We start from the raw sequence: 13,632 nt of genomic DNA on the forward strand, positions 1-13,632 counted from the left end.
CAATAATCTTACTGATAACTGTTAAACAGGGGTAGGCGATTTGAATATATTAGAATTTTCTCTACTAGTCTGGCTTGGCTCATTTAGCGCCGGTTTTGTGGGTGCGCTAACTGGGTTAGGCGGTGGAGTTGTCATTGTTCCGTTATTAACTTCTATATTTGGTGTTGATATTAGATATGCTGTTGGCGCTTCCCTTGTATCTGTAATTGCCACTTCCTTGGGTGCAGCATCTACATATATTAAAAAAGGTTACGCAAATCTGCGATTGGGAATGTTTTTAGAGGTAGCCACAACAATTGGTGCGATCGCTGGCGCGATTATTGCTACATTTGTCTCAGTCAAAGCCTTAACTATTGTACTGGCGATCGTTCTGATCTATTCAGCCTACCTTTCGCAACGACCCAGACATGAGCAAATAGAAGATGAGATTGCCGATCCCGTCGCTGACTTTCTCCAACTCAATAGCACCTACCCAACCCCTGAAGGGTTAGTACCTTACCAAGTCCATGCAGTCCCAGCCGGATTTAGTGTCATGTTAATAGCTGGCGTATTGTCTGGTTTACTCGGTATCGGTTCGGGAGGGTTCAAAGTCTTAGCAATGGATCAAGCTATGCGTCTACCTTTTAAAGTTTCTACTACTACCAGCAACTTTATGATAGGTGTGACAGCCGCCGCATCAGCCGGAGTTTATTTAGCTAGAGGTTATATTGATCCCGGTTTATCAATGCCTGTGATGTTGGGTGTATTACCTGGTGCTTTTTTGGGTGCGAAAGTTTTAATAGGCGCTAAAACACAGATTTTGAGAATAATTTTCAGTCTTGTATTAGTGGTAATGGCTTTAAAAATGGTTTACAACAGTCTAATGGGAGGGCTGTAAATGTATAAATATAATTCTAGTATTGACTGGAACTCAACAGTACAGCCAAATAGCGAAGCTGTTGTTACCTCTGCGCCGCCGACACAACAGGATGATGACCAAATAGCAGCACAAGAAGACACCAAAAATCTTGAGATTGATGCTAACCAAAACTGGGTGGAAACATCAACTCAACAACAACTAGAATTTCTACTCAGCAACCTCTTAAAATATGGAGTTTTGCTAGCCAGTGCGGTTGTGTTGATTGGCGGCATACTTTACTTAATCCATCATGGGAGTGAACCTGCTAACTATCACATTTTTTATGGCACACCGTCTGAGTTTCGTTCACCAGTAGGTGTTGTAGGCGCAGTTTTATCAGGTAGCCGCCGTGGCATTATCCAACTTGGACTTTTATTATTAATTGCTGTACCCATTTTACGGGTAATTATATCTTTATTAACTTTTCTATTAAAGCGCGAATTTATTTATGTCCTGATTACTTCATTAGTTCTAGCAAGCCTAACCTATAGCCTGATAGGCGCTTACTATTAAACTATTGACGTGCTTCTGTAATTAATCTGAAGCTGCAAATAATATGTCGAGATTAATTGAAAGCAGATGCACGCGGCGAAAAGTTCTGTAGGAGGGTTTCCCTCTGTAGGAAACTTTTCAAGACAGATAAACGCGGATAAATCAATATATTTTCTAATTATCTGCAACCTAATCTAAGATTGATATCAGCCTAAATACTGTTGAATTTGTTGTGTGAGATAGTTTCTAATTATATCGAAGGTTTCCATCTGTAAACCAACCATCCCCAAAGCAAATAATAGGCTGGATACTCCTAAAAACAAGGCTAATGTTCTACCAAAGCAGCCAGGATTAATTTCCGCAAATCCTAGTTTGGTTTGTCCTAAGACAGCTATTAAAAGAAACCCAATTCCTACTATTAATAAATAATTAGTTAAAGGCGAATTAGTCATTTATAAGCGTAGCATTTCAACATTTTTATTATAACTACTTTGACGATGAATGTAGTATTCATAGCTTAATATTTGAGCAAGGTTCTTAACTAACAGAAAACCATCGTCCTTAAGTTTGACAGCCAGCCGCAGTGCATCTGGAGGCGATCGCCAAGCATTTTGCGAAAAATAACGCTATCTTAGTAATATCTGGCAAATTTCGCCCTCTGGTAGTCTCCTCATATCCCAACTACCTCCCTTGGTAAGTCGCCTAGCGCCTGTAGCCTAGTAAAAACAGGCAGCTAATACACAAAATCTTATAAAATTCCCAACTGTATACCTAATGCACTAGACTTTTGGACAATTTCTAGATTAAACTACACTAAGTTGGTAGGATTATCGGGTTTTATGGAAAGCGTCCAAAAAGTTGATCAAGAGTTAAGCATAGTAGAAAATGGCACTCAAGAACAGTCTCAACAGGCTAACCCTGGCGAACTCAAAACAGACATTTTCAAAAAACTCAGAGGCGGATTTTTTCTAGTGTTGGGATATCTTTTATCTCCCTTATGTTGGTGGAATGACTTGATATTTAATCTGCCTCTCGCCTACGGTTTTGGTTATGTATGCAGTTTATTCTCCGCAAATTTGCTCGTACCTTGTTCAATTGCGGGGTATTGGATATCGAACGTTATAGGTATTCTGATGATGCAGTTTGGTTCTCAGGATATATTTCAGAAAGAACCTAAAGAACGCAATCTCAAAAAAGAAATATTTTCTGGCTTGATATCTTCAACTGTCTATACTTTAGTAATTGTTGCCTTAATTCAGTTGAAAATTCTGGATGCACCTAATTTATTTTCTAATGGCTAATCATTAGTCATTATTTGCATTGTAGTAAGGCTTGTTATTCGTGTCTTTGCGGTAAGAAGATTTGTTTAACCACAGAGACACAAAGGCACAGAGTTAAGAGGTTTGGAGAGGGGTCACTAGTATACTTTTTGACTTTCCAAGCATCCTCTTAACTACTTTTTATAACCTTTTACAAATTCGCTAAAATCCCAAACCTTTGGACTTTCTTTACCAATAATTAAAGGTAAACTGCCATTCCATTTTTCTATAGCTTGTTTTTGCAGCAACTCCGGTGTTAAACCATCACGTAACAAACCATAAGCCTCAGCCTCACCCTTAGCGATATTCACCTTAGCCTCAGCCTCTTTTGCTGCCTTCAAAGCAATAAATTCAGCGCGTTTTGCCTCTTGTTCTGCAATCTGTTTTGCTTCCACAGCTTCCCCAAATCTTTCGGAAAAATGTACATGAACTAGAGAAATATCATCCACAGCAATATGATAACTCCCAAGTCTTGTAGAGATTGCTGCATCTACATTGGATTTTACCTCTCCTCTTTTGGTGATAATTTCTTCTGCTGTATATTGAGCTATCACAGCCTTGAGAACTTCTTCTACGGCTGGGTTAATAATTCGCTCAACTATATTTGGTAAATCTCCAATTTGTTGAAAAATTAAATTTACTTCTTGGGGGATAATATGCCAATTAAGAGCTACATCAGTGAATACATCTTGCAAATCTTTAGAAGATGCTTCCGCAGATATTTGTTGCTTTTGGACGCGCACACTTAATTTTTCTACTGTATTAACTACAGGAATAATCATGTGCAGACCTTCTCCTAATATTTCCTCCTGAACTTTGCCAAACTCCATTAATACACCGCGTTCCCCTGCGTTGACAATAACAAAAGGTGTGAGAAATATAGTAATCAAACATAAAAATGCAGTGAGTTTACCAGCATTATTCAAGGTTCTATTTTTATTCATAACTAGCTCAAATATAGAGGCTAGGGGCTAGAGAAAAACCAGATATTTTGATATAACCACTAAGGTTATGCTCAAGAGAATAGATATAATTTACCTTCACCAGCCTCTAGCCTTTACTCTCTGTTCCCTTAAATTACTTCCCGTAGTAAACCCTAGCATTACTAAATCCCATATTTCGCAGATAGCTGTTCCATTGGTCTGCTTGCGTCCGTTGTGCAAAAGGCCCTACTGCTACGTGTGGCCCTAGTGGTTGGCTTCTTTCTCTAACGAAACCATATCTTCCTACGGCTACTCTAATTCTGCTGGCAATTCCCGGAAGTTCTTCCGCTTTCGCCGGAATCGTCACATAATACCTAGAGCGATCGCTGCTAGAATTATCTCCACCAGGATAGTTTGGTGTTCCATCCCCATCACCGCCGATTCTAGCACCATAAATTCCCGCGTATTGTAATTCTCTGACTCGTTGTTCAGCATTCGCCTGTCTGGAAAATACTCCCGCCTGGACGACAGAACGACCGTTATATTGCCGGATATAAGCACTAGGTTCAATTCGTTTTACTTGTCGTAGAGTCTGGTAACTATTATTTTCTACATAGACAAAATAACGTTGAAAGTTTTGCCCATTTTGATACTGTACTGGTTGTTGATAGGGCTGATAATCTTGTTGATATTGGTTAAATTCTATTCCCTGCGTTTGGGCGTTGGGAGGTGGCGGTAAAGTTTCAAATACTGCTTGAGTTAGCAAAAGTCGCTCATCATTTTTAATTTGTGCTTGCGCTGGACTACTACCAGCAACTAGTGTTAGCCAACTGCCTAATAATAAAGGCATTATAGGTAAGGCGATATATTTTCCAATCTGATTGAGCATAGTAGATACAAAATTTATAGATGATTAACCAACACAATTAATTATCTTTAGCTAGATTATCGCGCCTTGGTGCGAAACAAAATTTATCCCATCAATCAGCAACACCGATGATAATTCTCTTATAACTCTTTTGCTGAGTTGCCAATGCTATGGTTTCCGACCAAAGCGCTTAACTAATAAGGCTTTGAAGGAATATGTGCTACAATTGAGCAGTTAAAAATTTACTAAGGTATGGGTGGAAAGTAAAACTGTAAGAAATTGGTATAAATCCTGTTGGGGAATAGCCATAATCTACAGTTTGGTTATCTGCTAAAGAAAAAAGCAAAATTATTATATAGCGTAGATTTTTAAATTGGAAATTCCGCAAAGCGGTATCTTGTGCAAAGTTCAAAACTATGAAAAAAGTTGTCGTCGGTCTTTCTGGTGGCGTTGACAGTTCCACAGCCGCCGCTATTCTCCATAATCAGGGCTATGATGTGATTGGTTTGACTCTTTGGCTAATGAAAGGCAAGGGTCAATGTTGTTCTGAAGGGATGATCGACGCGGCTTCTATCTGTGAACAGTTGGGCATTCCCCATGAAGTTGTGGATATGCGGGATGTGTTTCAAACTCATATTGTCGATTATTTAGTAACTGGTTATGGTGCGGGGATCACGCCGTTACCTTGTTCTCAGTGCAATAAAACGGTGAAGTTCGGCCCAATGGTAGAATATGCCAGGGAAAAATTAGGGTGCGATCGCATCGCTACAGGTCATTATGCCCGTATTAGCTACGACGAAGCAAGCGGACGTTACCAACTGTTAAGGGCTGTTGACCGCAACAAAGACCAGACTTATTTCCTATATGATTTGTCTCAGGATTTACTCGCAGCGTCCCTATTTCCTCTAGGGGAAATGGAAAAGGCTGATACTCGCCGCATTGCTGCGGAATATGGTCTAAAAACAGCCGATAAGCCAGAAAGCCAAGACTTATGCTTAGTAGAAAGCAATGGTTCCATGCGAGCTTTCCTAGACAAGTATATCAGCCCCAAAAAAGGCGATATCGTTGACACCACAGGTAAAGTTATAGGTCAGCATGATGGTGTTCATCATTACACCATTGGGCAACGTAAAGGCTTAGGTATTGCGGCGGCTGAACCACTTTATGTTATTGCCTTGGATGCAGTTAATAATAAAGTAGTTGTAGGCGATCGTACTAAAGCAACTCAACCAGAGTGTACAGTCAGCCGCGTCAATTGGGTTTCCATTGCTGAACCATCAACCCCAATTCGCGCAGCCGTGCAAATTCGCTATCGTTCCGCACCTGAACCTGTGACAATAATTCCTCTAGAAAACTCCCGCGTTCGGTTGGTGTTTGATGAACCCCAGTTCAGCATTACCCCAGGACAAGCGGCTGTATGGTATGACGGCGATAACGTTCTAGGTGGGGGAATTATTGACCAGTTTAGTTGAATCTCACCTGGTTTTGCCTGATCCCTTGATTCATCATTAGATTCGCAAAAGATATTTGGGTAGGAGCGTACATCTGTACACCCCTACCCAAATATAGTATGCAGACTTGTTGAAATTAGCTGAGTACTGGGTAAATTACAAGTTTTTTACTCGTAAACTTTCATAATTCCACTAGGTTTAATCCTCCCCTTGTGGGATTTTATAAGTCACGGGTTGTCGATTATTTGAGACATCGGTTGAATAGTGTGCAATCACAAACACAGGTAGGGTTAGAGTGATTAAAGCGATTAATGTTCCCACAATATCTGCCAAACGATGGGAGTACGTATCGGAAGGACTGGCAGCCTGGCTATCTGAGTTCATACAAAGTTTAGAATCAATCACGTCTCTTAATTAAATTTGCTCTCTTGTGGAGAGTCTCTATACTATTTTAACGATTTTTTACTGTCAAAGGTATAGGCGTTAAAAACATGAACCGATTTGCTAGGCATCATATTTGTCGTTTCTTACCTGCTAATTTCGACACAAAGTTGATGATAAACATTTTCTAGTTATTCTAGTGACCGATTTGTTATGATTCCTAGATATAAATTGTTGTCATTGAGTTAATTTTTGGTTAAAGAACCAGAATCGAAAGTGATTTACAAGATATTTATACATATTAATTATTAACCTCAATATTAAATAATTGTCAATATTGTAACATCTCGAAATAGTCTATTTAAGGTCTGTCTAGCGATTTCACTTATTAGGAATATATAATAAAAATACGAAATCCTACTGAAGATATAAAGTGAGTTTTCAGTACTAAACCGATACACAACTAAAGATATAGGAAAATTTAACTAATTAAATGGGTATGATTTGCATTATTATTTTGCTAATTAGAAAAAACACAGATAAATTCGTCAATTTTACTGGTAATTATTTAGCGATCCCTCCAAAAAGTTTGCGTTCTCAAATTAATTAATGTTCAACGGTAATTGTCAATCTGTATAAAGATAGATATTAGAAAAAATAATAACTAATGACTAATGACTAATGACCAATAACTAAAAAAACCGCCACTAGGTTAGGGCGGTCTGGTTAAGCAATCGGAGGGTAATCTATAGCCTACTTCGCTAATCCAAATATTGTTGTAACAGGCTTTGCAGTTGTTTTTGCTCAAAAGCTCAGGATAAACTAAGCTGTCACACAGCTTATAGCTTACTGTCTACCATAAGCACTCATTGGCTCTTTAATAAAGCGGATATAAAAATGCTTAAACGTAGATTTAATTACACGGGGCATAGCAAAATCGATAGGCATCAACTTGTCTGGAAGTCGCCAATCATCAATTTTTAATAAATCAGGATGTAAGTTAGGAAACTCGATATCTGCAAGTTCTGGGCAAACCCCTAATCTTTGAGATGCAGCAACAGTAGGTACTTGATGGGGTGGGACGTTAAGAATCTCAACCATTGCCCTATCTAGGGCGAATACATCTGATGCCGCCGCCAATACACCCAAAGGACGAGGTTCGCCACCACTAGGCCCATTACCTTCGTGACCGATGATCCCATCTAATATAGTTAAGTCTGGGTTAATTGCCCTAGCTGTTTCCACCAACATTTCCCCAAAACGGTTAGCATCTTTGCCTGCTTCCATGTGCCACCATGCCTTCATCTTGCCAGGAACGCAACCAAAAAGATTTTTTACCCCAAGAGTTAAAGTTAACTGCATATGCGATTTAACTTTGGGTAAGTTAATTACCACATCGGCTTCTATGGCCTCCTTACTCAGCAGCAGGTGATTAAAGTTTTCGCTGACAGTTTGGTAACGCTTGCCGTGAAAATCGATGATTGGTAAATTCAGTTCTTGGATAAGCGGTTGATAACCATTAGCAATAGCAACACCTTTGGCACTACCAAAAGCTGGACTATCGCCCAAGAAAGGCTGTCCACCAGCCTCTAGTACCATCTGGGCAACCGCATACACTAGTTCGGCACGGGTAGTACATTCCTTAGTTGGGCGTGAGCCTGTAAGTAAATTAGGCTTAAGTAAAACACGCTGTCCTGGTTTGACAAAAGCACTCATTCCCCCAAAAGGTTCTAGCAAGGTAACTAGAGATTCCCGCAAAGCCTGCCGTTCGTAGGAAGTAGCCCGGATGAGGCTGACAGATGATTTTTGATTCTGCATGAGTGATAGATAGCGAGTGATGAAAATGGGATCAAAACTATTTTCTATCTTTGTATCTCATATGAGGGAGTAGAGGGAGATGAGGGAGATGAGGAAGTGGAGGGAGTAAGGGGAGAATAACAACTGTCAACTGTCAACTAACTAAGCGGCAAAATACTACTCATCTGCTCTAAATTTAATACTGTGGCTAATTCGGCTTCCGTCATTAGTCCTTTTTCTAAAACAATTTGTCGCAGAGATTTCCCTGTTTTTAATGATTCTTTGGCGACATCTGCCGCGTTGAGATAACCGATGTGGGTATTGAGTGCGGTGACTAGGGCTAAACTTCCTTCTGCATAGGCTAAACATCGTTCCTCATTGGCGGTAATTCCTTGAATACAGCGTTCTGTGAGAGCGGCAATAGTATTACCAAGAATTTCGATGCTGTGAATCAAATCATAAGCGATTAATGGCATCATCACGTTTAATTCTAATTGTCCAGCTTGGGCAGCAAATGCGATCGCCTGATCATACCCCATCACCTGAAAACACACCATTGATGTCATCTCTGCCATCACTGGGTTATACTTACCCGGCATAATTGAGGAACCGGGTTGTACGGGTGGTAGTTGAATTTCTTTTAAGCCGGTTTTTGGCCCGGAGTCCATTAGCCGCAAGTCATGAGAGATTTTCGCTAAATCTTGGGCTAAGTTGCGTAACGAGCCGGAAACGTTAACAAAAGGCGACATACTCTGCATTGCAGCCATGAGATGAGGTGCGGGTTGCAGTGGGAAATTAAGTAATTCTCCCAATACTTCCACCACACGGGCGCGGTATTTTGGATGGGTATTTAAGCCTGTTCCCGCCGCACTACCACCTAAACCTAACACCATTAAGTCTCCAGAGGCGGTATAGATGCGGTTTTGGTGTTCTGCTAAGATTTGCGCCCAAGCCGCGAAATTATCGCCCAAACGCACAGGAACGGCATCTTGGAGATGGGTTCTACCAGATTTGACGATATTTTGAAATTGTACAGCTTTGCTTTCTAAAGCTGCGATCGCTTTTTCTAAAGCTGGTTGTAATGTGTTAGTCAGTGCCAGTAAACCACCGATGCGAATTGCTGTGGGAATGACATCGTTGGTGGACTGACCGTAGTTTACATGATCATTTGGGCTAACTCGTTTGTAATTGCCCTTCTCCTCACCTAAAATTTCTAAAGCCCGATTTGCTAAGACTTCGTTAACGTTCATGTGGTGAGAAGTCCCAGCACCAGCTTGATAGACATCAACAACAAACTGATCTCTTAATTTTCCTGCCAGAATTTCATCAATTGCTTGGACAATTGCCTGACTAATATCTTGGGGAATGCACCCTAGTTCTCCGTTAACAATAGCTGTAGCTTTTTTAATCCAAATACAAGCATCTACGTAAGTAGGTAAGGGCTTAAGTCCACTAATGGGGAAGTTTTCGATAGCGCGGAGAGTTTGAATACCGTAATATACATCACTAGCGATTTGGCGATCGCCCATTGAATCGCGTTCAATACGAAAATTTGTAGTGTTAGTCATAATTTTGGTTTAGATCATTCCAAGATCCAGATCATGCCATGCAGGCAGACTAAAGACAAATTCGTAATGGGCTAACGCCCCGCTCCGCTAACGTAATTAACAAAGCTAGTATAGTCTGACTTTTCGATTTAGGCTAAACTTAGGGGTAAATACGAGCAGGGAAAATATTATGATAAAAACACTAACTCGCCGTATCACTTTAGAAGAATTTTTACAGTTACCGGAAACAAAACCAGCAAGTGAATATAGCAACGGCGAAATTATTCAGAAACCTATGCCTCAAGGTAAACATAGTAGACTACAAATTCAATCAGCTAATGCAATTAACAATGTAGTAGAAAGTCGTAAAATTGCCTTAGCTTTACCAGAATTACGCTGCACTTTTGGAGGACGTTCTATTGTGCCAAATGTGGCGGTGTTTGCTTGGCAGAGGATTCCCGTTGATGAAAAAGGTAATATTGCCAATGCGTTTAATACATATCCAGATTGGACAATTGAAATATTATCACCTGAACAAAGTACAACCAGAGTCATTCGTAATATTTTACATTGTTTAAATCATGGTTCTAGTTTAGGATGGTTAATTGACCCAGAAGAATCTAGCGTTTTGGTTTATCCTCCAAATCAACAACCAATATATTTAGAAAATGAACAGGATATATTACCTGTACCCGATTTAGTTAAAGATTTACATTTGACATTGGGGCAATTATTTGATTGGTTGAAATTATAGAAACTTTCTCAACCCAAATTCATGACTTTACCAAACTGGATTACCTTCTCTCGCCTTCTTGGTGTACCATTTTTACTATACGGTTTATACGACTCTACACCGCAGGCTAGGTGGGTGTGTTTGGCTATTTTTTTAGTTGCGGCATTAACTGATTGGTTAGATGGTTATTTGGCAAGAAAGCTCAACCAAATTAGTGATTTAGGCAAATTTCTTGACCCATTAGTAGATAAATTTTTAGTATTAGCGCCGTTGTTGGTTTTGGTGGAACTGGGGAAAATTCCAGCTTGGGGAGTGTTTTTGATTTTAGCGCGGGAATTGGCGATCGCCGGTTGGCGAGTCAATCAAACGCAGATTACCGGGGCGAACATTTGGGGTAAGCTGAAAACCGTAAGTCAGATAGTTGCGATCGCACTACTAATTGCACCCTTATCATCAGAGTGGCAAATCGCATCTTTGATCGCCTTTTGGGTTTCTGTTGCTTTAACTTTAATTTCTGGGGTAATTTATCTTTGGCCGCAGAAAGTCAGCACTGTGGAGTAATTTATCAGGAGGGAATTTTCTCCCACCAAAATAGTCATCTTCTAAAATTGACATTAAGTAATGACCATAGCTACTCTTTGCCATTGGGACAATTAATTGCTGTAACTGTGCAGAGTCAATATAAGCATAATTATAGGCAATTTCTTCAATACAAGCTATTTTTAATCCCTGTCTTTCTTCCAAAGTTTGGATAAAATTACTTGCTTGATGCAAAGATTCATGAGTACCCGCATCAAGCCAAGCGTAACCTCTACCTAAAATCTCTACTTGCAATTCCCCTTGTTGTAAATAAGCTAAATTCACATCAGTAATTTCTAATTCATTACGTGCAGATGGTTGTAGACGGGATGCAATTTCTACTACCTGATAATCATAAAAATAAATTCCAGGAATAACATATTTAGATTTGGGAAATTGAGGTTTTTCCTCTATACTAATTACTTTACCATTAGTATCAAATTCTATCACTCCATAGGGTCGGGGATCTTTTACCTGATAACCAAATACCAAACCCCCTTTATCTAAAGTTGCGGAACGCAATAATACTTCTATTAAGCCATTACCATAAAAAATGTTATCACCCAAAATTAAGCACACTGGCTCGTTAGCAATAAATTCTTTACCTAACATGAAAGCTTGAGCCACTCCCTCTGGTTGTGGTTGAGCAATATAACTAAACTTTAAACCCCATTGACTACCATCTTTTAAAAGTTGTTCTAATAAAGGTAAATCATGGGGTGTAGAAATAATGAGAATTTCTCTAATTCCAGCCAACATTAATACAGACAAGGGATAGTAAATCATCGGCTTGTCATAAATTGGCATTAATTGCTTACCCACAACATTCGTGATTGGATAAAGACGTGTGCCAGCACCACCAGCTAAAATAATACCTTTCATTTTGCTATGTTTTTAAACAACCATAAATTCAAAATAGTCTAATTATTGTATAAGTTGATTGCTGTTGGGATTTTCTATTTGAGTCTGAGGCGTGAGTCCGAAGTAGACTTGAGCCAGTTGAAATAATGGCGCGATCGCATATATTAAAACGATAATAACGGCAATGCTAATCAATTTTCTAATACGTAGGGGTTGAATTTTTAGATTCGTACGTTGAGATACTATCGTTTGCGCAGAAGAACTAGATTCTAGACTTTGAGCTAATTTTACAAATAATTCGGCAGCCGTTTGGGTTGACAGCTTTAGAGGTATTTGATTACTAAACTGAAGAATTTTTAATTCCCAAGGTAGCTCTTGGCGGCTAGCTGGCGTAAATCCCAGATTAATATAAAAATCTCTAGCAATACGAGGACAATGAAAGTATAAAGGTAATGTGATTTTCCGACTGAGATAGGCTAACAACAACCTACTTACTTACTTCTTGTTGCTGATATTGCGGTTCTATATGGATATTGTATAATACAGAGCATTTTCCTTGGTTGGAGAAATGTACGTAAGCGATCGCATTACCATCCTGTTCCACCACCAACTCCTTCCAGCACACAGCAAACGAAGGCAGAAAGTAAGACAAACATACCAACCATACGGCGATACTAATTCCAGACAGAGGCATACCTAATAGGGAAAAATCGAATCTAGCTAACCAAGTTAAACTAAAGATAGCGCTGATAGTAGCAACGATGATATTTACCAAAATAAACGTACTACTTGAGATTAAAGCGACTAATGTGAAAACATAAAGCCGAGATACTCTAAATCGCTTCCTGTGCCAAAATTGTCTGTAAACCTGCCATTGCTCATGCAAGTTTCGGAAGGGGTGAATTGAAATACCCGGTGGCAGAGGTAAAGTAGTTAATGGTTGATTAGTAGTTGATATAGATTGATTGAATAAACCCATCCCAAGTAATTTATAGGATTGAAATTCTCTAGGCATTTGCTGCTGAGAAAGAGGAATAAACCCAAATCGCGCGTAAAATTCTTTTAAATGAGAATCACAGATAAGAAGATAGATTGGTCGTTTAATATTCTGGAGACAATGCCAGAGTAAATGTGAACCAACTCCTTGCGATCGATGCTTAGGAGTGATGTAGAGTATATTAATTATGCTGTAGTTTTTATGTAGCGAAAGCACTGCCCAGCCAGCAATTTTCTGTTGATATTCAGCAACCCAAACAACGTTATTAGGAGGTTCTGGTACTAACCAAGATAAGATATGTTGCATTCCTACAGGAATTACGCCTGCAAGGCCAACCATAGCACCAAATGTGAAAATTAGCGGCAACTCAGATTGGCTTAAACTTGGCAAAATATGCTTTAAATCTTCCAAGAAGAGATTGTTAGGTAACTTGCCATACTCATATAAATATGCTTGATGGAGAGTAGGCAGTCTGTTTAGCCATGCTTTCACAACTATGCGGATACTAATGATTGCCCAAAAGGTTCGTATAACAATATTAATCCAACGTGAAAGCTGAAGGTTATGTGATTGGATCTCTGATAAAGTGCCACGCCGCAATGAGTATCCTGAAGGGGGATGTTGATATTTAACAGGTGGTTCTTCCGATGAGGACATTGATTAATTAGTATATTGGTGTAGCAAAAGCACAAGTGTTTGCTTATACTCTCAGCTTTTCATGAGGCGCAGATTCTTGATAACCGTAATGACACTGAAAAAATTGGTGTTGCTTAATAAGGGAATAAT

At 39.5% G+C, this 13,632-nt stretch carries 15 protein-coding genes; 6 read left to right on the top strand and 9 right to left on the bottom strand.

The window, feature by feature from the left end; genetic code table 11:
- Positions 1-40 precede the first annotated feature (40 nt).
- Both NSMS1_RS02430 and NSMS1_RS02435 read left to right on the top strand, forming a co-directional pair.
- Positions 41-877: a sulfite exporter TauE/SafE family protein gene (locus tag NSMS1_RS02430; RefSeq protein WP_224090637.1), complete on the top strand. Its 837-nt coding sequence runs from the start codon at positions 41-43 to the stop codon at positions 875-877.
- On the top strand, positions 878-1,411 hold the full coding sequence (locus tag NSMS1_RS02435; protein WP_224090638.1) for a DUF1634 domain-containing protein: 534 nt from the start codon (positions 878-880) through the stop codon (positions 1,409-1,411).
- 185 nt (positions 1,412-1,596) lie between these two features.
- Here the strand turns inward: NSMS1_RS02435 and NSMS1_RS02440 are convergent, their stop codons facing one another.
- Positions 1,597-1,842, bottom strand: coding sequence for a hypothetical protein (locus NSMS1_RS02440; RefSeq protein ID WP_224090648.1), 246 nt, complete (start codon positions 1,840-1,842; stop codon positions 1,597-1,599).
- Positions 1,843-2,229: 387 nt separating this feature from the next.
- Here NSMS1_RS02440 and NSMS1_RS02445 point away from each other — a divergent pair, with 387 nt between their 5' ends.
- A complete protein-coding gene (locus NSMS1_RS02445) occupies positions 2,230-2,691 on the top strand; it encodes a hypothetical protein (RefSeq protein WP_224090651.1) in 462 nt (153 codons plus the stop codon).
- Between the two features lie 152 nt (positions 2,692-2,843).
- On the opposite strand, the gene NSMS1_RS02450 is transcribed toward NSMS1_RS02445, so the two are convergent.
- Together NSMS1_RS02450 and NSMS1_RS02455 are read right to left on the bottom strand one after the other, a co-directional pair.
- A complete protein-coding gene (locus tag NSMS1_RS02450) occupies positions 2,844-3,653 on the bottom strand; it encodes a prohibitin family protein (protein WP_224090653.1) in 810 nt (269 codons plus the stop codon).
- Between the two features lie 133 nt (positions 3,654-3,786).
- Positions 3,787-4,521, bottom strand: coding sequence for a hypothetical protein (locus tag NSMS1_RS02455; protein WP_224090655.1), 735 nt, complete (start codon positions 4,519-4,521; stop codon positions 3,787-3,789).
- Positions 4,522-4,916: 395 nt separating this feature from the next.
- Here NSMS1_RS02455 and mnmA point away from each other — a divergent pair, with 395 nt between their 5' ends.
- A complete protein-coding gene (gene mnmA / locus NSMS1_RS02460) occupies positions 4,917-5,972 on the top strand; it encodes a tRNA 2-thiouridine(34) synthase MnmA (protein WP_224090657.1) in 1,056 nt (351 codons plus the stop codon).
- Positions 5,973-6,149: 177 nt separating this feature from the next.
- Here mnmA and NSMS1_RS02465 read toward each other — a convergent pair whose 3' ends face one another.
- From NSMS1_RS02465 to NSMS1_RS02475, 3 genes are all read right to left on the bottom strand, one after another.
- Positions 6,150-6,335: a hypothetical protein gene (locus NSMS1_RS02465; RefSeq protein WP_224090659.1), complete on the bottom strand. Its 186-nt coding sequence runs from the start codon at positions 6,333-6,335 to the stop codon at positions 6,150-6,152.
- Positions 6,336-7,178: 843 nt separating this feature from the next.
- Positions 7,179-8,150 carry a DUF362 domain-containing protein gene (locus NSMS1_RS02470; RefSeq protein ID WP_224090661.1) on the bottom strand — a complete coding sequence of 324 codons (972 nt, stop codon included), beginning with the start codon at positions 8,148-8,150 and terminating at the stop codon, positions 7,179-7,181.
- 137 nt (positions 8,151-8,287) lie between these two features.
- Positions 8,288-9,697: an aspartate ammonia-lyase gene (locus NSMS1_RS02475; protein WP_224090663.1), complete on the bottom strand. Its 1,410-nt coding sequence runs from the start codon at positions 9,695-9,697 to the stop codon at positions 8,288-8,290.
- Between the two features lie 169 nt (positions 9,698-9,866).
- Here NSMS1_RS02475 and NSMS1_RS02480 point away from each other — a divergent pair, with 169 nt between their 5' ends.
- Together NSMS1_RS02480 and pgsA are read left to right on the top strand one after the other, a co-directional pair.
- Positions 9,867-10,430, top strand: a complete 564-nt coding sequence (locus NSMS1_RS02480; RefSeq protein WP_224090665.1) for a Uma2 family endonuclease — start codon at positions 9,867-9,869, stop codon at positions 10,428-10,430.
- 21 nt (positions 10,431-10,451) lie between these two features.
- Positions 10,452-10,970, top strand: coding sequence for a CDP-diacylglycerol--glycerol-3-phosphate 3-phosphatidyltransferase (pgsA, locus tag NSMS1_RS02485; protein WP_224090666.1), 519 nt, complete (start codon positions 10,452-10,454; stop codon positions 10,968-10,970).
- On the opposite strand, the gene rfbA is transcribed toward pgsA, so the two are convergent.
- Genes rfbA through NSMS1_RS02500 form a run of 3 tightly spaced genes read right to left on the bottom strand, consistent with a single transcriptional unit; the run spans position 10,917 to position 13,503 of the window.
- On the bottom strand, positions 10,917-11,870 hold the full coding sequence (gene rfbA, locus NSMS1_RS02490) for a glucose-1-phosphate thymidylyltransferase RfbA (protein WP_224090667.1): 954 nt from the start codon (positions 11,868-11,870) through the stop codon (positions 10,917-10,919). The genes pgsA and rfbA overlap by 54 nt on opposite strands.
- Before the next feature lie 42 nt (positions 11,871-11,912).
- A complete protein-coding gene (locus tag NSMS1_RS02495; protein ID WP_224090668.1) occupies positions 11,913-12,335 on the bottom strand; it encodes a hypothetical protein in 423 nt (140 codons plus the stop codon).
- 1 nt (position 12,336) lies between these two features.
- Positions 12,337-13,503, bottom strand: a complete 1,167-nt coding sequence (locus tag NSMS1_RS02500) for a GNAT family N-acetyltransferase (RefSeq protein ID WP_224090669.1) — start codon at positions 13,501-13,503, stop codon at positions 12,337-12,339.
- Positions 13,504-13,632: the final 129 nt, after the last annotated feature.

It is taken from the genome of Nostoc sp. MS1 (assembly GCF_019976755.1).
GTDB lineage: Bacteria > Cyanobacteriota > Cyanobacteriia > Cyanobacteriales > Nostocaceae > Trichormus.

Bases quoted from the DNA above. Each gene is read 5' to 3' on its own strand.
- NSMS1_RS02465 (WP_224090659.1), bottom strand. From the start codon at position 6,335: ATGAACTCAGATAGCCAGGCTGCCAGTCCTTCCGATACGTACTCCCAT.
- NSMS1_RS02475 (WP_224090663.1), bottom strand. From the start codon at position 9,697: ATGACTAACACTACAAATTTTCGTATTGAACGCGATTCAATGGGCGAT.
- NSMS1_RS02470 (WP_224090661.1), bottom strand. From the start codon at position 8,150: ATGCAGAATCAAAAATCATCTGTCAGCCTCATCCGGGCTACTTCCTAC.
- pgsA (WP_224090666.1), top strand. From the start codon at position 10,452: ATGACTTTACCAAACTGGATTACCTTCTCTCGCCTTCTTGGTGTACCA.
- NSMS1_RS02435 (WP_224090638.1), top strand. From the start codon at position 878: ATGTATAAATATAATTCTAGTATTGACTGGAACTCAACAGTACAGCCA.
- NSMS1_RS02440 (WP_224090648.1), bottom strand. From the start codon at position 1,842: ATGACTAATTCGCCTTTAACTAATTATTTATTAATAGTAGGAATTGGG.
- NSMS1_RS02450 (WP_224090653.1), bottom strand. From the start codon at position 3,653: ATGAATAAAAATAGAACCTTGAATAATGCTGGTAAACTCACTGCATTT.
- NSMS1_RS02455 (WP_224090655.1), bottom strand. From the start codon at position 4,521: ATGCTCAATCAGATTGGAAAATATATCGCCTTACCTATAATGCCTTTA.
- rfbA (WP_224090667.1), bottom strand. From the start codon at position 11,870: ATGAAAGGTATTATTTTAGCTGGTGGTGCTGGCACACGTCTTTATCCA.
- NSMS1_RS02480 (WP_224090665.1), top strand. From the start codon at position 9,867: ATGATAAAAACACTAACTCGCCGTATCACTTTAGAAGAATTTTTACAG.
- NSMS1_RS02500 (WP_224090669.1), bottom strand. From the start codon at position 13,503: ATGTCCTCATCGGAAGAACCACCTGTTAAATATCAACATCCCCCTTCA.
- mnmA (WP_224090657.1), top strand. From the start codon at position 4,917: ATGAAAAAAGTTGTCGTCGGTCTTTCTGGTGGCGTTGACAGTTCCACA.
- NSMS1_RS02445 (WP_224090651.1), top strand. From the start codon at position 2,230: ATGGAAAGCGTCCAAAAAGTTGATCAAGAGTTAAGCATAGTAGAAAAT.